The organism is Novisyntrophococcus fermenticellae (assembly GCF_018866245.1).
In the GTDB taxonomy this organism is placed as follows: domain Bacteria; phylum Bacillota; class Clostridia; order Lachnospirales; family Lachnospiraceae; genus Novisyntrophococcus; species Novisyntrophococcus fermenticellae.
Map to the genome: position 1 here is coordinate 1676913 of NZ_CP076458.1, position 22088 is coordinate 1699000.

The 22088-nt window shown below is 44.0% G+C and carries 18 protein-coding genes and 1 pseudogene; 1 reads left to right on the forward strand and 18 read right to left on the reverse strand.

Annotated elements, in window-relative coordinates; all coding sequences use genetic code 11:
* Positions 1 to 44 precede the first annotated feature (44 nt).
* From KNL20_RS07605 to KNL20_RS07640, 8 genes are all read right to left on the reverse strand, one after another.
* Positions 45 to 1181: a chitobiase/beta-hexosaminidase C-terminal domain-containing protein gene (locus KNL20_RS07605; RefSeq protein ID WP_230399988.1), complete on the reverse strand. Its 1137-nt coding sequence runs from the start codon at positions 1179 to 1181 to the stop codon at positions 45 to 47.
* A 7-nt stretch (positions 1182 to 1188) separates the two neighbouring features.
* The gene (locus tag KNL20_RS07610) at positions 1189 to 3651 is read right to left on the reverse strand and encodes a DNA translocase FtsK (protein ID WP_230399989.1); all 2463 of its coding nucleotides are present in this window, start codon (positions 3649 to 3651) and stop codon (positions 1189 to 1191) included.
* Positions 3652 to 3708: 57 nt separating this feature from the next.
* A complete protein-coding gene (locus KNL20_RS07615) occupies positions 3709 to 4590 on the reverse strand; it encodes an undecaprenyl-diphosphate phosphatase (protein WP_230399990.1) in 882 nt (293 codons plus the stop codon).
* A gap of 73 nt (positions 4591 to 4663) precedes the next feature.
* A complete protein-coding gene (locus tag KNL20_RS07620; protein ID WP_230399991.1) occupies positions 4664 to 5305 on the reverse strand; it encodes a ClpP family protease in 642 nt (213 codons plus the stop codon).
* A gap of 45 nt (positions 5306 to 5350) precedes the next feature.
* A complete protein-coding gene (locus tag KNL20_RS07625; protein ID WP_230399992.1) occupies positions 5351 to 6079 on the reverse strand; it encodes a YebC/PmpR family DNA-binding transcriptional regulator in 729 nt (242 codons plus the stop codon).
* A 100-nt stretch (positions 6080 to 6179) separates the two neighbouring features.
* Positions 6180 to 6527, reverse strand: coding sequence for a type II toxin-antitoxin system PemK/MazF family toxin (locus tag KNL20_RS07630; protein WP_230399993.1), 348 nt, complete (start codon positions 6525 to 6527; stop codon positions 6180 to 6182).
* 5 nt (positions 6528 to 6532) lie between these two features.
* A complete protein-coding gene (locus KNL20_RS07635; RefSeq protein ID WP_230399994.1) occupies positions 6533 to 8131 on the reverse strand; it encodes an NAD(P)H-hydrate dehydratase in 1599 nt (532 codons plus the stop codon).
* A gap of 123 nt (positions 8132 to 8254) precedes the next feature.
* Positions 8255 to 8908, reverse strand: a complete 654-nt coding sequence (locus tag KNL20_RS07640; RefSeq protein WP_230399995.1) for a redox-sensing transcriptional repressor Rex — start codon at positions 8906 to 8908, stop codon at positions 8255 to 8257.
* 146 nt (positions 8909 to 9054) lie between these two features.
* Here KNL20_RS07640 and KNL20_RS07645 point away from each other — a divergent pair.
* Positions 9055 to 10967, forward strand: a pseudogene (locus tag KNL20_RS07645) (ABC-F family ATP-binding cassette domain-containing protein).
* Between the two features lie 73 nt (positions 10968 to 11040).
* Here KNL20_RS07645 and KNL20_RS07650 read toward each other — a convergent pair.
* The 10 genes from KNL20_RS07650 to KNL20_RS07695 form a co-directional block, all read right to left on the reverse strand.
* Positions 11041 to 12243 (reverse strand): NADP-dependent isocitrate dehydrogenase, encoded by a 1203-nt coding sequence (locus KNL20_RS07650; RefSeq protein WP_230399996.1) that lies wholly within the window; start codon positions 12241 to 12243, stop codon positions 11041 to 11043.
* Between the two features lie 19 nt (positions 12244 to 12262).
* Complete coding sequence (locus tag KNL20_RS07655) at positions 12263 to 12925, reverse strand: GntR family transcriptional regulator (protein WP_230399997.1); 663 nt, start codon at positions 12923 to 12925, stop codon at positions 12263 to 12265.
* Between the two features lie 36 nt (positions 12926 to 12961).
* The gene (locus KNL20_RS07660) at positions 12962 to 14350 is read right to left on the reverse strand and encodes a beta/alpha barrel domain-containing protein (protein WP_230399998.1); all 1389 of its coding nucleotides are present in this window, start codon (positions 14348 to 14350) and stop codon (positions 12962 to 12964) included.
* Between the two features lie 81 nt (positions 14351 to 14431).
* The gene (locus KNL20_RS07665) at positions 14432 to 15262 is read right to left on the reverse strand and encodes a S8 family peptidase (RefSeq protein WP_230399999.1); all 831 of its coding nucleotides are present in this window, start codon (positions 15260 to 15262) and stop codon (positions 14432 to 14434) included.
* 69 nt (positions 15263 to 15331) lie between these two features.
* Complete coding sequence (gatB, locus tag KNL20_RS07670) at positions 15332 to 16762, reverse strand: Asp-tRNA(Asn)/Glu-tRNA(Gln) amidotransferase subunit GatB (protein WP_230400000.1); 1431 nt, start codon at positions 16760 to 16762, stop codon at positions 15332 to 15334.
* Position 16763: 1 nt separating this feature from the next.
* Complete coding sequence (gatA, locus tag KNL20_RS07675; protein WP_230400001.1) at positions 16764 to 18209, reverse strand: Asp-tRNA(Asn)/Glu-tRNA(Gln) amidotransferase subunit GatA; 1446 nt, start codon at positions 18207 to 18209, stop codon at positions 16764 to 16766.
* Between the two features lie 13 nt (positions 18210 to 18222).
* Positions 18223 to 18516, reverse strand: a complete 294-nt coding sequence (gatC, locus tag KNL20_RS07680) for an Asp-tRNA(Asn)/Glu-tRNA(Gln) amidotransferase subunit GatC (protein WP_230400002.1) — start codon at positions 18514 to 18516, stop codon at positions 18223 to 18225.
* A 41-nt stretch (positions 18517 to 18557) separates the two neighbouring features.
* A complete protein-coding gene (gene aspS, locus KNL20_RS07685) occupies positions 18558 to 19889 on the reverse strand; it encodes an aspartate--tRNA(Asn) ligase (protein WP_230400003.1) in 1332 nt (443 codons plus the stop codon).
* Between the two features lie 421 nt (positions 19890 to 20310).
* Complete coding sequence (locus tag KNL20_RS07690; protein ID WP_230400004.1) at positions 20311 to 21525, reverse strand: LL-diaminopimelate aminotransferase; 1215 nt, start codon at positions 21523 to 21525, stop codon at positions 20311 to 20313.
* Positions 21526 to 21537: 12 nt separating this feature from the next.
* Positions 21538 to 22086, reverse strand: a complete 549-nt coding sequence (locus KNL20_RS07695; protein ID WP_230400005.1) for an ANTAR domain-containing response regulator — start codon at positions 22084 to 22086, stop codon at positions 21538 to 21540.
* Between the last annotated feature and the right edge of the window lie 2 nt (positions 22087 to 22088).

The window sequence follows — 22088 nt, forward strand, 5'->3', positions numbered from 1 at the left end:
ATTCTGATTTTTGTTTCAAATAAATTAGAATCACTTCTTTAAGACTAATTTTGTTCCTGGGGCGTCAGAATATACGTTGCAGATCCCAAAAGGCTGCTCCTGCCTGCCTGATCTACAAGAATCGCATAGAAAATGTGCTGACCCTCCGGCATATCAACTGGTCCTTCATATAAATTATCTTTATTGGTTGCCGGCTTATCAAAGGAATAATATGCTTTACACCCATCCGGAACGATAACGTATATATGTGTATCTGCCATATCGGTCGTATAAGATCCGGATGACGGTGTTATTCGAGGCGGATCAGGAGGGGCAACTACTATGGTATAGGTATTGCCGGCCACCTCGCTTTGAATTCCTTTTTCGTTGACGGCTATTGTTTTAACAGTCACCGTCCCTTCTTTCAGAATAATTGCACCACTGTAAAGGCTGCTCATCTTGTCTGGTTCGGTGCCGTCGGTAGTATAGTATATCGTATCCCCTTCTTTTGCGCCTCTCAATACCAGTTCCCTGGATTCTTTATAAGTTCCCTGGGCTATACTGAAAGATGGAGTGTCACAGATATAGTCGGAATACATCTCTTTTATCTTATCACTCTTACAGGAATCAAGCAATTCTTTTATTTCATCTGTTTTACTTTGTATTTCATAAAAACCAATCAGGATACCATAAGCATCCGAATTATCAGGAGCATCTGCAATAACCCCTTCCAATTCTTCTAAAGCCTGAGCAGTGTCCCCTCTTTCTATATAAATCTGTGCCCGGAGGTTTCTTGCATCCAGACTTTCGGGCCGAAGAGAAATTGCCTGCCCGGCATAAGAAAGTGCTTTGTCAAATTCCTCATCTGTGTACATAGTCTTCGCCCTGCTTATCTGATAATCATAGGAATGGAGATTTTTAATACCAGAATAAGCAACATATGTAAAAGCCGCCGCGAATAAAACCAATGCCACAAAAAGAACTATTCCTATCCGCTTCCTTCGTCTTCTGGATCTGTACTCCTTTTCAAGTATTGCTTCTTCTTCTCTTTGACGCCACTCCTGCTCCCGTTCTTGCCGCTTCCTTGCATATCGAACTGTTTCCGAACTGTAGAAGTCAGGAACCAATTGCACCTCTGTACCACATTTACTGCAGAACAACTTGTCTTTTTCTATCGGAGCACCGCATTTTAAGCATTTCATAATCCTATCAGCCCTCCAGATAATTCTCAAATTGCTCCATACTCATCAGTACTTTTCGGGGTTTTGTACCTTCTTCCGGTCCCACCACACCTGCTTCGCTGAGCTGATCCATAATACGGGCTGCCCGGTTAAATCCTATTTTAAAGACTCTTTGGAGCATACCGATCGATGCTTTGTCCTTTTCTATGATGAATTTACCGGCCTCCGCAAAATAATGATCTCTGTCATCACTTTCCCCGGGTTTTCCTGAATCAGAATTCAGGCTGGTATTTTCAATCTGCTTCTGGATTTCGCTGTCATAGTTATCCGCCCCTTCGGAATTACTGGACAGATACTTGACGACATCAGCTACTTCTTTGTCTGAAACAAAAGCTCCCTGTAACCTGGCAGGCTTCTGATATCCCTGGGGATAGAAAAGCATATCTCCCTTGCCAAGAAGCTTTTCAGCTCCGTTCATATCAAGAATCGTTCTGGAATCGACACCTGACGAAACTGAAAAGGCAATCCTGGACGGCATATTGGCTTTGATAAGACCGGTGATGACATTTACAGAAGGCCGCTGCGTTGCGATAATCAGATGCAGCCCTGCAGCCCTTGCAAGCTGAGCCAGCCGGCATATGGCATCTTCTACTTCACCCGGTGCAACCATCATCAGGTCCGCAAGCTCATCCACAATAATTACAATCTGTGGAAGTTTACTGTATTTATCATCTCCTGTGTCCGCAAGTTTTTCTATTTTGGCGTTATATCCCTTGAGGTCACGAACATTATATTCGGCAAACTTATTATACCGATCTGTCATCTCTGAAACAGCCCAGTTCAACGCACCCGCTGCCTTTTTCGGGTCTGTGACCACAGGTATGAACAGATGGGGAATCCCGTTATACACGGACAGCTCTACGACCTTTGGATCTATCATGATTAATTTTACGTCTTCAGGTTTGGCCTTATAGAGTATACTCATAATCAACGTATTAATGCAGACCGACTTCCCGGAACCGGTTGCCCCGGCAATCAGAAGATGAGGCATCTTGGCAATATCAGTAATTACAGGTTTTCCGGCAATATCCTTGCCCGCGGCAAATGCAAGACTGGATGGATACTTTTTAAATTCATCCGTATCCAGAAGATCCCTGAGCATGACCGGACTGTTCGTTGCATTCGGAACTTCAATTCCGACAGCAGCCTTTCCCGGTATGGGAGCCTCAATCCGGATATCGGCTGCAGCCAGATTCAACTTGATATCATCCGTCAGATTCACAATTCTGCTGACCTTTACACCCTGCTCCGGCTGCAGCTCATATCTGGTTACTGTCGGCCCACAGCTTACATTCGTAACAGTTACATTGACTCCGAAGCTATCCAGTGTCTGCTGCAGTTTATTGGCCGTGGCCCTTAAGTGGGCATCGGAATCTCCGAGCTTTCCGCCCTTCCCGCGTTTTAATAGGGAAATGGGCGGAAACTTGTATTCGGTATGCCGCTTTTCGGAATGACCGGTAATTTCTGTCTGAATATCCTGAATGCCGGATGCAATCTCTGCTTTGGAAGATCTGGCGTTATGGACATTATCATTCACAGGTGCTTCCGACACTGTCTGTGTTTCTGTCGCATTTGAGCTTTTCTTTATTTTTTCCGGTATTACTGTTTCCTGTGTCTCCGCTTGCGGTTCATCATTCCGGGTGATTACAAGATCTGGTATTACAGTCTGTGTAAAGGATTCCGATCTGGATGCTTTTTCCATCCTTATATCCCGGTCTGCCTTTTGATGCTCTTCCAATTCCTGCCTGCGCTTCTCCTGCCTTTCATCCTTTTGAATTCTTCTGGTTTCAGAAGCTTTCGTGTGATATTCTTTCGCACTTGATAAAGCCTTATAACCCGACTTCTGAGCACGATCCAGTAATGGTTTCTGAGTTGCTACAATTGCCGCAATAATCATTCCTGCAATTAATACCACGTATGCACCAATGGAGCCAAATGCGAATCCCAGAACTTTAACCAGAAGTCCGCCAAGCACTCCTCCGCCAAGCCTGTTCGAAGCGCTGTCCGTATAATAGTCTGAAATTGCAGCACCCTTTTCATATCCGATGGTCAGAAGCTGCAGAAAGCCACAAAAGAGCCAGCAAAAAGCCACCCATCCTAAAAGCTTCCGTCTGATGAGTGAATTATCCCGATTCACAAGATAAAAAGCAGTTCCCAGAAAAAGGAGTATGGGAAATGCATAGGAAAAGGTTCCCAGTAAACCGAAGAAAAAAGAACTGACTGCTCCGCCGACGACTCCTCCGAGGCCGAAATTGGCCAGAATAAGTAAAACACATGCTGCCAGAATTGACAATTCAATAATATCAAGGCGGATTTTGTTGTCGGCTGCCTTACCCGATTTTCCCCGTCTCCTTCCTTTAGCTGAAGTTCTGGTATTTTTTTTTGATGATGTTTTCGGTTTCGACCCTTTCTTTTTTCCGGTCTGCGCCATGCCGAAATCTCCTCCCCTGATTTACCAGTACAGCTGACGATGCGTAACTGTAACGGTCTATGCTTGTGTTGAAAAATGTAATATAATTGCTGCAATGCCGATAATCATACAATAGGCAGAAAAATACCGCAGCCTCTTTTGACTTAAAACTTTTAAAATGAAACGAATACTGAAGTATCCTGTAATTGCGGATATTGCCATAGCCAGAATATATTTTCCCACATCTGCCGGTGAGGCATTTAGTTTCGCACCTCCAAGTTCTACCATCATCGATCCGATAATCGCAGGGATTGAAATAATATAGGAATATTTGACTGCATATTTCCTGCTGAATCCACATAAAAAACAAGCAGATAAAGTGGAACCTGCCCGGGAGAGCCCCGGGAAGACCGAAAGTCCCTGGAATACCCCAATAATTGCGGCATCTGAATACTTAGTATCCCGCGGTGATTTTTCGGATTTGGCAGAGGCATATTCCGTTACAAGTAAAAGAATTGCTGTAATGAAAAGTCCGATAGCCGGTGCCAGCAGGTTTCCAGAAGCTTCTTCTGCTATATCCCGAAGCAGGTATCCTATAACTCCGGTAGGAATCGCAGATATCACGATAAGTACGGAAAATTTACGGTAATTTGTTGAGAGCAGCTTACGATAACGCTCATCCTTCTGATATTTTTTGTTATGAAACCATACCTTAAGGTTGCTTATAACGTCCTGAATAATATGAATCATTTCCCAAAAAAGACGTTTAATATCCGCTCTGAAAATAAAAATCGCCGAAAAAAGTGTACCTGTATGAAGTACTACCCTAAATAAAATGCTATTGTCCACATGCAGTCCAAGCACATGACTCAGAAAAATAAAATGCCCTGAACTGCTGACCGGAAGGAATTCGGTAATTCCCTGTACCAGTCCTAATAAAAGAGCCTGCCAGACAGACATAACGTAATCTTCCTTATCTATGTAATTTGTGAAAAGGCATCCTCCGCAGTAACTACGGCAGATGCCCGTCCACTTATTCTTTCTCTTCTATCATCATATGCAGCTTTGCCAAAGCATCGGAGATACCGCCAACCTCATTGATCAGGCCCTCTTTAACGGCTTCACGGCCATCCAGCATAGTTCCCACATCCTTGACCAGCATACTGGTATCCAGCATCAATTCTTCCACCCGGCTTTTGGAAATCTGTGAATGTTCTGCTATGAATTCAGTGATACGATCCTGTGTCTTCTCCATATTTCGATATGACTGAGCCACTCCTATGAACATTCCGCTTTGACGGACCGGATGTATGACCATCGTACCGCTGGGTACAATAAATGAATAATCTGCCGAAACCGCCAGCGGAACGCCGATGGAGTGTCCACCGCCAAGTACCAGAGAAACCGTGGGTTTGCTCATAGAGGAAATCATTTCAGCGATAGCCAGACCCGCTTCCACGTCTCCGCCCACAGTATTCAGCAGAATCAACATGCCGTCTATCTGATTATCGTCCTCGGCTCTGGCCAGGTTCGGAAGTATATGTTCATATTTGGTAGCTTTTGCCCGCTCACCTAACGCCTCATGCCCTTCTACTTCACCTATAATTGATAAAAGATATATATTATTTTTCGTTGTAACAAGATTCTCACTCTTGCTTTCAGTCTGTTCTTCCATACTCACATACTCCTTTTTCATGAAGTATGTGTAAAAAAACCTTATTTATTCATCCAAGTTTGTATATACATATTGAACATCGTCATTCTCATCGAGTAAATCCAGAGTTTTCTGAAGATTTTTCAAGGCTGTCTCATCCGTGACTTCCACATAGGTCTGAGGAATCATGGTTACATCAGCCTCTGCCATCGGAACACCTTCTTTTTCAAGCGCTTCCCGCACAACAGAAAAGTCGTCCGGATCTGTTACAATCTGATAACAGTCTTCCTCGTCTGAAAAGTCCTCTGCACCCGCATCCAGTGCCATCATCATCAGGTCATCGCCATCCAGTGTGGTTTCCTCTTTATCCACAATAATCTGTCCCTTTTTATCAAACATGAAAGACACGCATCCAGGTGTTCCAATGCTTCCCTGTCCTTTTGTAAAAGCATTTCTGACATCCGCAGCTGTACGGTTCTTATTATCTGTCAGGGTTTCTACAATAATTGCGATTCCACTCGGGCCATATCCTTCATAAGTAATGTACTCATAACTGTCTGCGTTTGCATCTCCGGCAGCCTTCTTTATACCTCGGTCAATGGTATCATTCGGCATATTATTGGCTTTTGCCTTCGCAATAACGTCCCGCAGCCTACTGTTATTTGCCGGATCCGGTCCGCCTTCTTTTACCGCAATTACAATTTCACGACCGATAATTGTAAAAATCTTGCCCTTTTTAGCATCATTTTTTTCTTTTTTATGCTTAATATTTGCGAACTTTGAATGTCCTGACATGCTTTCGTTCTCTCCTTCTATATGTTATCCTAAAAAAATATAACACTGAATCGAGAATTCGTCAAGCTTCCAGAGATACTCTTTCGCTCCCAGACCTGGATTATGTAGTGAGTTCCAGGCTGATTTTCAGGGCATAATCCACCTGACGCAAAAGGTCAGGGCGCAGGTGACAGATTTTTTCTTTTAACCGCCGCTTATCGATGGTCCGCAGCTGTTCCAGCAAAATTACAGAGTCACGCACAATCTCGTAGGATGAGGAATCGATTTCAATATGTGTCGGTAGTTTGGCTTTGTTCATCTTAGATGTTATAGCTGCACAGATTACTGTAGGGCTATGTTTGTTCCCAATATCATTTTGTATAATTAATACAGGACGAATTCCGCCCTGTTCACTTCCTACCACGGGTCTTAAATCCGCGTAAAAAATATCGCCTCTTCTAATTACCACTTTTTTCACACTCCGATTTTATGTGTTTTACTACAAGTATTTCCAAAAAATCCGGATGTATTCAATGTCTTATTACAGTTTTGACTATGCAAAGCTTCTATTTTTTCGTTTTGTATTGTCAATTCTTCAATCAGATCTGAAGCCAGTACTCCTGCTTTGGAAAGGCGCATGGATGCCCGTTGTCCTAAGAGACCGTGCAAATAGACGGTAAAGGGTACTATATGTATATCATTGTGACCATCCGTCTGGGCCAGAAGTCCAAGAATGAGTCCGGTAAGAACATCTCCACTTCCGGCAGTTGCAAGGGCGGAGTTTCCGGAAGTATTGATATAGCCGGTTCCATCCGGCATCATGGTCAGCGTCCTTGCATCTTTACAAATACAGGTAACACCGTAATTGCATATAAAGGCGCCGGCCGCTTCGTAAAGATTGGATTTTAACTCTGATACAGATATCCCGGTAAGTCTGGAAAATTCTCCTATATGGGGCGTTAGAATGCATGGGGGAGCTGCCATCTTCAGCAGACTCATATGTAAACTGAGCAGGTTTAGGGCATCAGCATCTATAACGCACGGTTTTTGGCCTTTATGATTCAGGACATATTCCAGGATTCGGGCCGCATAAGGCTCTGTGGAAATTCCCGGACCAATACCGATTACATCCGCCCATTCCATATCCTTTTGAAGCCTGTGAGTTACTGGTTCCGAAGGTTCATAGACGGACAGAAGAGCTTCAGGCAGACTGGTAAGCAGCAGATCCCGGTTCTCCGTGGTTGTATAAATTTTCAGCATTCCGGCCCCCGCTCTGAGACAGGCTCTCCCCGAAAGAATAGCTGCCCCTGCCATAGTCCCGGAACCTGCGATTAAAAGTACCTTTCCAAATGTTCCTTTATTGCCGCTCTCCATCCTTATGGGGAGACGAAGCAAATCTTCTTCCTCCGGTTTGAACAACGGAAGTTCCGGCTCTGCTTCCCGGAAGTTTCCAGTTTCATATATACCGATATCTGCAACCGTTATCTTTCCGGCGCAGGTTTGTCCATGCCCCAGCAGCAAACCAGGCTTTAAAAAGGCAAACGTCACAGTTTCTTCCGCCCGAATCACCCCGCCCATCACAGCACCGGTATCCGCGTGAAGCCCTGACGGTATATCCACAGCCACTACAGGAGTCTTTGAAAAATTAATCTGCTCCACAATTTTCAATAAATTCCCGGTAATTGGCCGTGCAAGTCCAACACCAAAGACAGCATCCACTATAACAGTATATTCACCATAGTCTGGATTTGTGACAAAATTGACCTGGTAATTTCGGGCAATTTGTACCTGCGTTTTCATACCATCACTATATTTCTCAGGGTGGGCGGCTGTAAAGACAGAGACCTTGTATCCCTTCAGATGAAGAATACGGGCCGCCGCCACGCCATCCCCGCCATTGTTGCCACTTCCACAGACAACCAATATATTATCTGTTGCATAACGTCCGCTTTGCAGGCAGTCCACTACAGCCAGTGCAGCCTGTTCCATCAGAACAGGAGAAGGAATCCCTATGTTCTCTATCGTATAAGCATCTAACGCTTTCATATGGCGGCTGGAAATAACTCTTTTCACAACAATCTCCTTTCTACATGTTTGTTACAGATATGGCAAAACTGCTGATGTATTGACCCGGAGCGTGTTTGAAGCACACTCTGGCGGGCGTCACATCAGCAGTTTTTTCCAGGTTACAACGCTTTACGTGTTTTTTACCTCTGTCTCTTTCGTTGTCAGATTATATGACAGGCGCATCAGACTTTCTGCAAGATGCACATTCTCCACAACCACATCCGGCGGCAATAATAAATTTAAATCCGTATGTGCAAAGTTCCAGATTGCCTTCACGCCATTTGCAACCAATAGTTCTGCCATAGCCACAGATTCTGTCTTAGGGAGCGTAAGCGCCGCAATCTCAACATTCTTTGTCTTAATAAATGCAGGCAATTCGTCTGTCATGCGTACCTCTATCCCGCGAATCATCATGCCCTTCATGGCAGGGTTAATATCAAACAGTGCAACCGTCTTGAAACCGCTGCGCTCAAAAGATGTATAGTTGGCAAGTGCCTGTCCGAGATTACCTGCACCAACGATAATCATATTATGTGTACGGTCCAATCCCAGAATTTTACCTATTTCATTATATAAATGTCTTACGTTATAGCCGTAACCCTGCTGACCGAAACCACCGAAATTATTCAGGTCCTGTCTGATCTGAGAGGCGGTAACCTTCATGCGGTCACTGAGTTCTCCTGATGAGATACGCTCTACCCCATCTTCAAGCAGCTCACCTAAATATCGATAATAACGGGGCAATCGTTTTATTACAGCTTTTGAAATCCCTTTTGCATCCAATTCTTTTTCCTCCTGTAAGGATATCATTTCTCTATTAGTATAAGTTATTGACATAACCTTGTCAAAGAATTCTTGCAAAATTTCTTGTCAATTTTTATTTTTACGGTATAATCATAAGAGGCAAAAGTTCAAAGGAGAATTTTAAAATGATCTTATCATGTCAGAATATCAGTAAAAGTTTTGGAACCACGGAAATTCTTAAAGGTGCATCCTTTCATATAGAGGCCCATGAAAAATCCGCATTAATTGGGATTAACGGTGCAGGGAAATCTACTTTTCTAAAAATTATCATGGGGGAGATCCCGGCGGAACACGGTGATGTGATTCTGGCAAAGGGGGCTACGATAGGATATCTTGCACAGCATCAGGAGATTTCCGGAGAACATACAATTTATGAGGAAGTTCTGGAATCAAAGAAAGAACTTATAGAAATGGAAGAAAAAATCCGTTCCCTGGAACAGCAGATGCAGTCTGCCGCTCCGGATGAGCTGGAAAGCCTGATGAATACTTATACCCGCCTGAATCATACATTTGAACTGGAAAATGGTTACGCATATCGAAGTGAAGTTGTCGGTGTCTTAAAAGGTCTGGGCTTTGCGGAAGATGAGTTTTCAAAGCTTGTATCCACACTTTCCGGCGGTCAGAAAACCAGAGTCGCGCTGGGAAAATTACTTCTCACCAAGCCGGATATCATCCTGTTGGATGAGCCGACCAACCACCTGGATATGGATTCCATCACCTGGCTGGAAACCTACCTTATGAACTATTCAGGGGCTGTATTAATTGTCTCTCATGACCGCTATTTTCTGGACCGTGTTGTTACGAAGATTATCGAGATCGATAATGGAACTGTTTGTTCATTCGATGGAAACTATCACGCTTACAGTGAAAAAAAGGCGCTACAAAGGCAGGCTGCTCTGCATGCATACATGAATCAGCAGCAGGAAATCAAGCATCAGGAACAGGTTATTGCCAAGCTTAGGTCTTTTAACCGTGAAAAATCCATCCGCCGTGCAGAAAGCCGTGAAAAGATGCTGGATAAAATTGAAGTTTTAGATAAGCCGGCAGAGGTTCGTGCTGATATGAGAATCGTTCTGGAGCCTCGTGTTATCAGCGGAAATGATGTTTTGCATGTGGAGCATCTTTCCAAAGGCTTTCGCTTCGAACCCTTGTTTTCGGATTTGAATTTTGATATTAAACGTGGAGAAAGAGTTGCAATTATCGGCAATAATGGAACCGGAAAAACCACAATATTAAAAATCTTAAATCAGGCACTGCAGCCGGATGAAGGACAATTCACTTTGGGCAGTAAAGTGCAAATTGGTTATTACGATCAGGAACACCATGTACTTCATATGGAAAAGACAATCTTTGAAGAGATCTCCGACACCTATCCCAGTCTGAGTAATACAGAAATCCGTAATGTCCTGGCGGCTTTTTTATTTACGGAAGACGAGGTCTTTAAGCAGATTAAGACATTGAGCGGTGGCGAACGGGACGGATATCACTTGCAAAGCTCATGCTTTCTGAAGCAAATTTTCTGATTCTTGATGAACCAACGAATCATCTGGATATTGTGTCGAAAGAGATTCTGGAAAGTGCCCTGAACAGCTATTCAGGAACGGTACTCTACGTCTCGCATGACCGGTATTTTATCAATCAGACAGCCACAAGAATTCTGGAGCTGACCAACAAAACTCTTGTTAATTACATTGGTAATTATGATTATTACCTGGAAAAAAAGGATGTTTTAACAAATGCCTATGCTGCTTCCGACAAGCAAACTCCCTCCCTGATTCCTTCCGAATCTGAAACCAAAGTGGACTGGAAGGCGCAAAAGCAGGAACAGGCCAGACAGCGAAAACGTGAAAATGATCTTAACAAATGCGAGGCTGAAATAGAAAAGCTTGAAAAAAAAGATGCTGAAATTGATGAAGAGATGAGCCGCCCTGAAGTATCCACGGATGTTGCACGCTGTATCGAGCTTTCCAATAAAAAGGCAGACATTTCCAGGATGCTGGAACAGCTTTATGAAGAGTGGGAAGAATTGTCTCTTTAATAAAATATAAAGCGATAAAGCGGCTTGTCATAGATTTGGACAAGCCACTTTTGTACAAAGGGTATAGATATACCTATTCAAGTCTTTCACGAATCGCTAATATGAAATCCCTGCTGTTTAATACCGCAGGATTCGAAATTGAAGTAATCAATGCCAGATCCTTCGTCATCTTACCACTCTCTATGGTTTCCAGGGTTGCTTTCTCCAGTCTGTCTGCAAAAGACATCAATTCTTTATTTCCATCCAGCTCCCCTCGCTTGCGTAAAGCTCCGCTCCATGCAAAAATGGTTGCAACAGAATTCGTTGAAGTCTCTTCTCCCTTTAGGTGCTTATAATAATGACGCTGTACGGTTCCATGTGCGGCCTCATACTCATAGCAGCCATCCGGTGATACCAGTACTGAGGTCATCATGGCCAGTGATCCAAAAGCGGATGATATCATGTCACTCATAACATCCCCGTCATAATTCTTACATGCCCAGATAAATCCGCCCTGAGCCTTCATAATGCGTGCTACCGCATCATCAATCAGTGTATAGAAATAGGTGATGCCTGCTTTCTCAAACCGTTCTTTATATTGACTTTCATATAAGGCTGCAAAAATATCTTTAAATCTGTGATCATATTTTTTCGAGATTGTATCCTTGGTTGAAAACCACAGATCCTGCCTTGAATCCAACGCATATTCAAAACAGCTTTTTGCAAAACTTTCGATGGACACATCCAGATTATGCTGTCCCTGTACAACCCCGCCTGATTTAAAATCATGGACCTCTATCGTCTGTTCTGCGGAACCATCTTCCGGTGCATATACCAGCTTAACCACACCCGGAGCCGGTATCACCATCTCAACATTTTTATACACGTCACCGTATGCATGTCTTGCAATCGTTATGGGTTTTTTCCAATTCTTTACGCAGGGTTCAATTCCTTTTACTACAATCGGGGTACGGAATACTGTACCATCCAAAATTGCACGAATCGTTCCATTCGGACTCTTCCACATCTCTTTCAGATTATATTCTTTCATGCGGTCAGCATTGGGAGTAATTGTTGCACACTTTACGGCTACTCCATACTTTCGGGCTGCATTTGCAGAGTCAAATGTAACCTGGTCGTTCGTATCATTACGGTTTTCAAGGCCCAGATCAAAGTATCTGGTGTTTAAGTCAATATACGGTTTTAGTAATTCGTCCTTGATGATCTGCCATAATATGCGTGTCATCTCATCTCCGTCCATCTCTACCAATGGTGTCTGCATTTTGATTTTTTCCATGATTCCTCCTGATTTTGGTTTACTGATGAAGCAATGAATCAATATCATACTGCTTCAGGTTCTCCATTGTATTAAGAATGTGTTGTGTTGCAAGGTACTCAGCCTTATCCTCGTCCTGCTCCCGGATTGCATCCAGTATTTCCTTATGCTCTTCACTGCTCCTGGTGGAGCGGCTGTGATTTTGGATGGAAAGTTTTCTTACCTTCTGAACATATTGATGATACTGAGACAACAGCGATGAGAGCATTCTGCTGTGGCATGCCTCATACATCAGTTCATGAAAGTGGGTGTCCTGTTCATAAACCTGTTCGTAATGCTCTTTTCCGGCATGAAACTCCGAAAGTATGATAACCTCCTCCATAGCCTGCAGTTCTTCCTTCGTTACCCTCTTGGCTGCCCATCTGGCACAAAGGCCTTCCAATCTGGAACGAATCAGATAGATATCCTCCACATCCTCTGCTGCAATACCTTTTACAAAGGCCCCTTTGTTTGGTATAATATCCACCAGATCCTCCAGAGCCAGCTGGCGCAGAGCCTCCCGTACCGGTGTTCTGGACACACCTAATTTCTCTCCCAGGGAATTTTCTACCAGTTCTTCACCCTGTTGATATGTTCCACTCAAAATATCCTCCCTGATACTTTGATATACCTTTCCTCGCAGGGAAGAAGCTGAACTTGTCATATTACCTGCCTCCATAGTTACAATACTTCGTATCGATTATAACGTAATCTGTAGTCTTTCACAAGCCTCTTTTACGCTGCTTTCCAATTCCCCGTTCGTCATGACCGTAACACGGCCGTCTTCGTATTGATTATCTACCCATGCCTTAATCATAGCCACGAGCTCAGAGGTTTTGTCAATCTTGTTCTCCCCGGACAGCTTATAATGTGTATTGACCCAGTGCGCAATACCCGCAAGACCTGAAGTATTTGACACTGCTACTTCCACAGGACGATTCAGAATTTTCTCCGTATCAAAAATGTTGTAAATTTCTTCATTCTTCAAAAGTCCGTCCGCATGGATACCTGCACGGGTAATATTAAAATGTTTTCCGACAAATGGGGTTCTCTCAGGGATTTCGTATCCGATTTCTCTTTCATAATATTCTGCAAGCTCCGTAATGACCCTTGGATCCATGCCGCCAAAATCACCTTTTAGCTGCGCATATTCAAAAACCATAGCCTCAAGAGGGGTATTTCCAGTACGTTCACCGATTCCGAATAAGGAGCAGTTTACCCCGCTTGATCCATAGAGCCAGGCGGTTGTGGAGTTGCTGACTGCCTTATAAAAATCATTATGTCCGTGCCATTCAATCAGCTCACTCGGTACGCCAGCATGTGTCATAAGACCATAGATAATTCCCTGTACAGAACGTGGTATCACCGCACCAGCATAGTTGACGCCATATCCCATGGTATCACAACAGCGTATTTTAACCGGTATCTGATACTGTTCCATCAGTTTCATCAATTCCAGGCAGAATGGGATTACATATCCATAGATGTCTGCACGTGTGATGTCTTCCAGATGACATCTTGGACTGATACCAGTATCAAGACATTCCCGGATTACGCTGAGATAGTGTTCCATTGCCTGTTTCCGGGTCATCTTCATCTTGTAAAAAATATGATAATCCGAGCAGCTGACCAGAATACCTGTCTCTTTCATGCCCAGGGCTTTTACAAGTTCAAAATCCTTTTTACTGGCCCGGATCCAACTGGTCACCTCGGGAAACTCATATCCTCTCTCTATACACTTATAAACTGCATCCCGGTCTTTTTTACTGTAAAGGAAAAATTCGGACTGTCTAATCTTACCCTGTGGCCCGCCCAGATGGTGCAGATAATCAAAGATGCTCACAATCTGTTCCGTCGTATAGGGAGCCCTCGATTGCTGCCCATCACGAAATGTAGTATCTGTAATCCAGATCTCGGCAGGCATATGGTGTGGTACAATTCGATCATTAAATGCGATTTTGGGTACCTCATTGTAAGGAAACAGATTACGGAATACATTTGGTGTGTCTACATCCACCAAAGGGTACATGTGCTCTTCCAGTTCTAAAAGATTTGTTTTTCCATTCATTTTCACGGGTCTGTTTTGCATAATTAAAATCTCCCTTATAATTGTATCTATGTATCATTGTATACAATAGTACAATTACAAGGGGGATTTGTCAATTACTTTTTATGTGTAAAGAAACTTCTCCAACTGAAAAAGGCCGTGTCCCTGCTGATTGCGGGGAAGGCCCAGGTCCCAGGCGGACTGCAGCAGTTTTTCCTTAACCTCCACATTCGTCAGATGCGGTGATTTCTCCAAAAGCAGCGCAATACCTCCCGAAACCTTTGGAGTGGACATGGAGGTTCCGCTTTTTGCAACGTATTTTCCCTGCCTGACTCCACAGCTCACGATGGACTTTCCAGGTGCTACAATATCCGGCTTGCAGATGCACTCACTGGTCGGTCCGCGGCCTGAGATTGGAAATACAGATGTAATCATATCGGAGGAGCCTACAGTTATCACTTTTTTACTGCTTCCGGGAGCGGTAACACTTCCGGGTTTAGGCCCCATATTTCCAGCGGCTGCCACAACCACCAACCCTTTATCCCATACCTTGTCAACTGCATCAATTAAAGATCTGTGAATCTTCTCATCCTTTTCTGTAGTTCCTACAGAGATATTTACGATTCTGATACCGTAACGTTTATAGTTATTTAAAACCCAGTCCAGTGCTTCTATAACCAGTTCCTTCTGTCCATTTCCATACTGATCCAATATCTTCAGAGAAATAATGGAAGCCCCCGGGGCCACACCGGTGTATTTGCCGTAAGCCGCCCTGCCATTGCCCGCTGCAATCCCCGCGGTATGGGTTCCATGTCCGTTATTGTCGTAAGGAAAATCCCTGTGATCTATAAAATCCTGAAATTCCAAAATTCGGTTGTCAAAATCCATATGAGGAAAAATACCCGTATCCAAAAATGCGATACCAATCCCTTTCCCTGTTAAATGATCATACATCTATTATGCCTCGAATTCTTCTTCCATATAACATATGCACCGGAAATAACAGAGGTAATCTGTATCTTATCAGATGAGCCTTTTAAGCAGTTCACCCACGGCCGATGGATTTGCTTTTCCTTTCATCTCTTTCATCACCTGACCAATCAGGAATCCCAGGATTTTTTCTTTGCCGTTCCTATAGTCGGCTGCAGCTTCCGGATTATCGGACAGAATTTTTTTTGCTGCTTCTTCCATAAGGCCGGTATCATTGACAGTCCTTAGTCCATGTTCGTTTACATAAACTTCAGGGTCCACATCTTCCAGGAAAATTTTTTCGAATACCTCTTTTGCCACAGTGCTGTTAACAGACCCCTCATCTGCCAGACTGACGAGCTTTGCCAGGTTTTCCGGTGAAAATGATAAATCATCCGGTTCCTGTCCGGCTTCTTTTAAGAGCCGCAGCGTCTCAACCATCAACCAGTTAGAAACCTTTTTGGGATTTTTACAGATTTCTGCTGCAGCTTCAAAGATATCAGACAGTTTTTTTGAACCGGTTATGATTTCGGCATCATAAGAGGGCAGCTGATATTCTCTTTCATAACGTTTTTGCTTTTCCGGCTGAAGTTCGGGCAGAGAAATCCGAACACGGTTCATCCATTCATCACTTATAGAAACCGGCGGCAGATCCGGATCCGGAAAATAGCGGTAATCCTGTGCATCTTCTTTGGAACGCATAGCATAGGAATACTCCTTGTTATCATCCCATCTCCTGGTTTCCTGAATCACAGGACGTCCTTCTTGAATCAGCTCAATCTGTCTCGCGCGCTCTCCTTCTATTGCCCTTGCGATGGCCTTAAATGAATTTAAGTTCTTCATCTCTGTACGTATTCCGTACACATCTGATCCGGCCTCCCGTACAGACAAGTTCACATCAGCACGCATTGACCCTTCCTGCAGCTTGCAGTCAGAAGCCCCGAGATACTGTATCATCAGACGCAGCTTATCCAGATAAGCAATGACCTCTTCGGCACTCCTCATATCCGGCTCTGAAACAATTTCAATCAATGGAACTCCACTCCGGTTATAATCAACAAGTGAACAGTCATCCCATGCATCATGAATCAGTTTACCTGCATCCTCTTCCATATGAATCTCATGGATCCTGATCTTTTTTGTGCCGGAGGATGTTTCAATCTCTATAAAGCCATCGTGGCAAATGGGCAGATAAAGCTGAGAAATCTGATAATTCTGAGGATTATCCGGATAAAAATAATTTTTTCGGTCAAATTTACAATACTGATTAATCCGGCAGTTTGCAGCGAGTCCCACTGCCATGGCATATTCTACCACCTGTTTGTTCAGAACAGGAAGCGAACCCGGCATACCAGTACATACCGGGCAGGTATGCGTATTGGGTGCACCTCCGAATGCGGTTGAGCATCCGCAGAATATCTTTGTTTTCGTGGCAAGTTCTACATGTACCTCCAGCCCTATGACGGTTTCATATTGTTTTCCCATCCTACTTTTTCCCCCTGTTCTGCTCATAGGTATATGCGGTCTTAAGCAGTGTTTTTTCCTGATAGCAGTCAGCAATCATCTGTAAGCCTACAGGCAGTCCCTTACTGTCTTTCCCACAGGGAACAGAGATACCCGGAAGCCCCGCCAGATTTACCGACACGGTATATATATCACTTAGATACATCTTTAACGGATCACTTAAAGAAGCTCCAAGCCTGGGTGCGGTGGAAGGAGAAGCGGGTGCCAGTAAAATGTCGTATTTTTTAAAAGCAGTTTCAAAAGAATGTTTTATTAAAGCTTTTGTTTTCAAAGCCTTCAGATAATATGCATCATAATATCCGGAACTGAGCACAAAACTTCCCAGCATAATACGGCGTTTCACTTCCGGTCCGAAGCCTTCCGTACGGCTTTTCTTATACATGTCATGAAGACCTTCGTATTCTTCACTGCGATATCCATATTTCACTCCGTCAAACCGCTCCAGATTGGAACTCGCCTCAGCGGAAGCGATAACATAATAAGCCGGAATTGCATATTCCACCATTCCAAGATTAAAAAACTCCACCCTCGCACCCTTTGATTTTAAAATCTCTGCTGCTTCAAAAATGCGCTCCTTCACATCCTGATCCAGTCCTTCTCCAAAATAGTCTTCCGGAATTCCAACCTTAAGACCAGCTACATCATCCTTCAGAGCAGACATAAAATTATAGTCCTCCAGACGAACAGATGTGGAATCCTTTCGGTCGTGAGAAGCAATTACCTGAAGGAGCGCCGCACAATCTGTCACGTCTCTGGCAATCGGCCCAATCTGATCCAGTGAAGAACCATAGGCTATCAAGCCATAGCGGGAGACGGTCCCATAAGTCGGCTTCAATCCTGTCACGCCACAAAAAGCACTTGGCTGGCGAATAGAACCACCCGTATCGGACCCTAAGGAACAGGGAACTTCGCCCGCAGCCACTGCCGCACAGGAGCCTCCTGAAGAACCTCCGGGTACATGCTCCTGATTCGCAGGATTCCTGGTCACTCCAAAAGCAGAGGTTTCAGTTGTGCTTCCCATGGCAAATTCATCCATATTTGTTTTTCCAATGATGATAGCCCCGGCATCCTTCAGACGTTTCACCACATGTGCATCGTATGTCGGAACAAAGTTATGAAGGATCCGTGATGCACATGTGGTCTTTATTCCCAAAGTGCAGATATTATCCTTAATTGCTACCGGAACGCCTGCCAGCGGTCCGGCGGCTTGCTCCCCTTTCTCAATTTTCTTCTGCACCTCCTCTGCCTGCCTTAAAACACCTTCTTCATCTATAGATATAAAGGCATGTATCTCTTTTTCTTTGTTTCTGATTGCCTGCAAAGAAGCCTCTGCCGCTTCCTTTACCGTCACCTCGCCCGACTTGATTTTCTCTGAAAGCCGGACCGCTGTAAGCTGCATCAAATCCATCTTCAGGTCCCTCCTATTCCACTGTCTTCGGCACTTTAAACTGCCCCTCTTTTTTTTCAGGTGCATTGGCCAGCATGCTTTCTCTGTCATCACCATTTACGACTACATCCTCACGGAAAACATTATCTATAGGAAATATATGGGACATAGGTTCTACATCTTTCGTATCAAGTTCATTTAGTTTATCAATGTAATCCAGCATCCGCTGCATATCTTCCTTCGCCTGACTCCGCTCCGCATCATTCAGTTTCAGTTTGGCCAGTATGGATACATAATCAATGGTTTCATCGGTAATTTTCTCTGACATTTTCTCTCTCCTTTAAATTTTTCATCAGTATCCCGGATACATCAGGGCTCCAGTCTGTTGATATCCCTTGGGAACAATGTGGTCTCACGTACATTGTCTTGCCCGGTCAACTTCATCGTCAGCCTTTCCAGCCCGATTCCAAGACCGCCATGGGGCGGCATGCCATATTTGAAAGTATCCAGATACTGATCCATGCCTTCTGCCTCCATTCCTCTCGATGCAATCTTTGTCATCAGATCATGATAATCATGGATACGCTGTCCTCCGGTCGTAATCTCCATTCCATGAAACAACAAATCAAAACTCAGTGTAAATCTTGTATCCGTCGGATCATCCATAGCATAAAACGGTCGCTTTTTAGACGGATAATGTGTTACAAATACGAAATCTGCATCGAATTCTTCTTTAAAATACTCCCCGATTAAGACTTCCTCCTCCGGTTCCAGATCAAAGGGATTTTTAATCTTACGGTTATATTTTTCGGAAACCAGTTCCTTTGCTTTTGTAAATGTAACACTGGGTATTTCAGAGACTTTAGGCAGTTTAACATCCAACAGGTTCAATTCTTTACAGTAATCTTTATTGAGCAGTTGTACCATATACTGAAGGAATCCTGTTTCCATCTCCATGATTTCTGTAAAATCATTCAGATAACCCATTTCGAAATCCAGTGATGTATATTCATTCAGATGACGCTTTGTGTTATGCTTCTCAGCCCGAAAAACAGGTCCCGTCTCAAAAACTCTGTCAAACACACCCACCATCATCTGTTTATAAAATTGTGGACTCTGTTGGAGTATAGCCGGTTTGTGAAAGTATTCCAGCTTAAACAGATTCGCACCACCTTCTGCGCTTTTAGCCCCGATTTTTGGAGTGTGAATCTCTGTAAAACCCTGTTCATATAAGAATTCTCGAAAAGCTCTGACCACTCCTTCCTGCAGTTTGAACTTTGCCCGCTCTCTCACATTTCTGAGGGCAATTGGCCTTCTGTCCAGCATTGCCTCCAGGGATGTATTCATCTTCCACTTAGAAACTGCCAGTGGAAGTGCCTCTGCCGGTTCTGAAAGAATTCTGACCGATTTCAGCAGAATCTCCACTCCGTTCGGTGCCCGGTGTTCCTTCTGCACGATTCCAAAGACCTCAACCGTGTCTGCCTCTTTTAAATTCCTAATATGAAAATCACAATCCTCTTCCTGATACACGGTCTGAATTAATCCATCCCGCCTGCGGAGTACTATAAAGGCAACCTCTCCCATATTCCGGATGGAATGAACTGCTCCTTTCACTTTTACTTCCGTTCCATCCCGCCTGCATTCCTGCAGTTCGGCAATCGTCAAATCCTCAACCGCGCTTATTCCGGTAATATATTCCATAATCCAGTCTCCTCTCTTATACATACAAAAGGGCTGCCACCGGCAGTTACTTTGTATACTTTGGTATAAAAAGTCCCGAAGCATCGAAATACGACACTTCGGGACGGAATAACAGATTCCGCGGTACCACCCGCATTATGCAGTGCTTACACTGCATCTCTCTTCTACTTAACGCGTAGCACGTGACTGCCTACTACTCATGTTCTGAAGCTCACCGCATCAAAACATGAATTCAACAACCCGGCTCCGGAATGTTCCCTGTTGTACCCTTCTCTCATGCAGATGCTCTCAGTCGGTGACATCCGCTTCCTGTCAAGTTTCACGTACAGAGTTTCCTTCACAGCCATTCTTAAATATTTCTTTTAAAGTATATACTTGCTAAGTAGTATACACAGAAGCTTTCGATTTGTAAAGGGTGTTCCTATAATTTTTTGATTCTTTCTACCGCCTCCACAGTATTTTCATAGGTTCCAAACGCCGTAAGACGAAAATATCCTTCACCGCTGGGTCCAAAGCCGGATCCGGGCGTTCCAACAACATGCGCCTGTTCCAAAAGCCTGTCAAAAAATTCCCAGGATGTCAGATTATCCGGTGTTTTCATCCAGATATACGGTGCATTCACACCTCCTGTAACCGTATAGCCGGACTCCTTCAGCCCTTCATAAATCACTCTGGCATTTTTCATATAATAGGCTACCTGCTCCTTTAACTGAGCCTGCCCCTCCGGTGAATAAACAGCCTCTCCGGCTCTTTGTATAATATACGGTGCACCGTTATACTTTGTTCCATGACGTCTTGCCCACAGACTGTGCAGCATCACATCCCCGGTCTTCAGATCCTTAGGCACTACCGTATATCCCAGACGCATACCGGTAAATCCGGCATTTTTGGAAAAGCTGTGGAGCTCAATCGCACACGTCCGCGCCCCTTTACATTCGTAAATCGAATGCGGCACATCCTCTTCGGAAATATAAGCTTCATAAGCTGCATCATAGATGATGACCGCTCCCACCCGATTCGCATAATCTACCCAGACCTGTAACTGGTTCTTTGTAAGTGTAGATCCCGTAGGATTATTCGGATAACACAAATAGATGATATCCGGTACATCCTTTGGTATTTCGGGACAGAAATCATTCTCCAACGTACAGGCCATATATGTAACGTCAGAAAATGTTCCTGTCAAAGAATTATATTCACCGGCCCTTCCCGCCATGACATTTGAATCCACATAAACCGGATAGACAGGATCGCAGACGGCGATTCTGTTGTCCTGACTAAAAATTTCCTGAATATTGCTGCAGTCACACTTCGCACCATCAGAGACAAAAATCTCATCTGCCCGGATATCACATCCGCGGCTCTGATAATCGTGTTCCGCAATCGCATTTCTTAAAAATTCATATCCCAAATCCGGTGCATATCCATGGAAAGACTCGCTTCTTCCCATCTCATCCACCGCCTGATGCAAAGAATTAATAATTGCCGGAGCAATCGGCTGCGTCACATCTCCAATCCCCAACCGAATCACCCTGCAATCCGGATGGGTCGTCTGAAAGGAATCCACCTTTTTTGCGATTCCGGAAAACAAATAACTTCCCGGCAGCTTTAAATAATTCTCATTTATTTTAAACAAACTCAATTCCTCCTAATCGTTCATCAACGTCAATACCATCTCTGCCGTTTCCACGAGATTCGTCCCGTTTTCCATACTGCATTTTTGCAGATAGCGATGTGCCTCGGATTCCGTCATATGGTTCCGTTCCATCAACAGACTCTTTGCGCTGCCGATAATCTCCCGTTCTTCTTTGCTGCGTGGCTTTGGTTTTGTCTGTCCCTTTTTCAGGCGCTTTTGGGACTGTCTTTGCATCATCTGAACGGTATTCGTCAGCTCGTAAACTGACAACGGCATCGCAAGGGATACAACTCCACTGCCTTCATAGGAACTTAATATCCTGGGAGAAGCAATCAGCAGCATCTCAAATCCCGGAGGCATGTTCTCGCGAAGTTCTGTAAAAAACATATCCGGAAGCTTATATCCGCAAATTAAAACCCCACTGTTTCTGTTATTCATTTCACCAAGAGCCTGAGCAGCTGTAGTACACAGTGCATCCACATATAAATCATGGCGTGACAGAACATCTCCGATACGCTTTGCGTCTTCTATTTTAGGAAAAGCAATCACCAAGCTGTTCATTC

Coding starts and splice junctions, on each gene's coding strand:
- KNL20_RS07620 (WP_230399991.1), bottom strand. CDS start 5,305: ATGGAAGAACAGACTGAAAGCAAGAGTGAGAATCTTGTTACAACGAAA.
- KNL20_RS07625 (WP_230399992.1), bottom strand. CDS start 6,079: ATGTCAGGACATTCAAAGTTCGCAAATATTAAGCATAAAAAAGAAAAA.
- KNL20_RS07655 (WP_230399997.1), bottom strand. CDS start 12,925: ATGACAAGTTCAGCTTCTTCCCTGCGAGGAAAGGTATATCAAAGTATC.
- KNL20_RS07615 (WP_230399990.1), bottom strand. CDS start 4,590: ATGTCTGTCTGGCAGGCTCTTTTATTAGGACTGGTACAGGGAATTACC.
- aspS (WP_230400003.1), bottom strand. CDS start 19,889: ATGGAATATATTACCGGAATAAGCGCGGTTGAGGATTTGACGATTGCC.
- gatC (WP_230400002.1), bottom strand. CDS start 18,516: ATGTCAGAGAAAATTACCGATGAAACCATTGATTATGTATCCATACTG.
- KNL20_RS07605 (WP_230399988.1), bottom strand. CDS start 1,181: ATGAAATGCTTAAAATGCGGTGCTCCGATAGAAAAAGACAAGTTGTTC.
- gatB (WP_230400000.1), bottom strand. CDS start 16,762: ATGGGAAAACAATATGAAACCGTCATAGGGCTGGAGGTACATGTAGAA.
- KNL20_RS07665 (WP_230399999.1), bottom strand. CDS start 15,262: ATGTATGATCATTTAACAGGGAAAGGGATTGGTATCGCATTTTTGGAT.
- KNL20_RS07650 (WP_230399996.1), bottom strand. CDS start 12,243: ATGGAAAAAATCAAAATGCAGACACCATTGGTAGAGATGGACGGAGAT.
- KNL20_RS07660 (WP_230399998.1), bottom strand. CDS start 14,350: ATGCAAAACAGACCCGTGAAAATGAATGGAAAAACAAATCTTTTAGAA.
- KNL20_RS07695 (WP_230400005.1), bottom strand. CDS start 22,086: ATGAACAGCTTGGTGATTGCTTTTCCTAAAATAGAAGACGCAAAGCGT.
- KNL20_RS07610 (WP_230399989.1), bottom strand. CDS start 3,651: ATGGCGCAGACCGGAAAAAAGAAAGGGTCGAAACCGAAAACATCATCA.
- gatA (WP_230400001.1), bottom strand. CDS start 18,209: ATGGATTTGATGCAGCTTACAGCGGTCCGGCTTTCAGAGAAAATCAAG.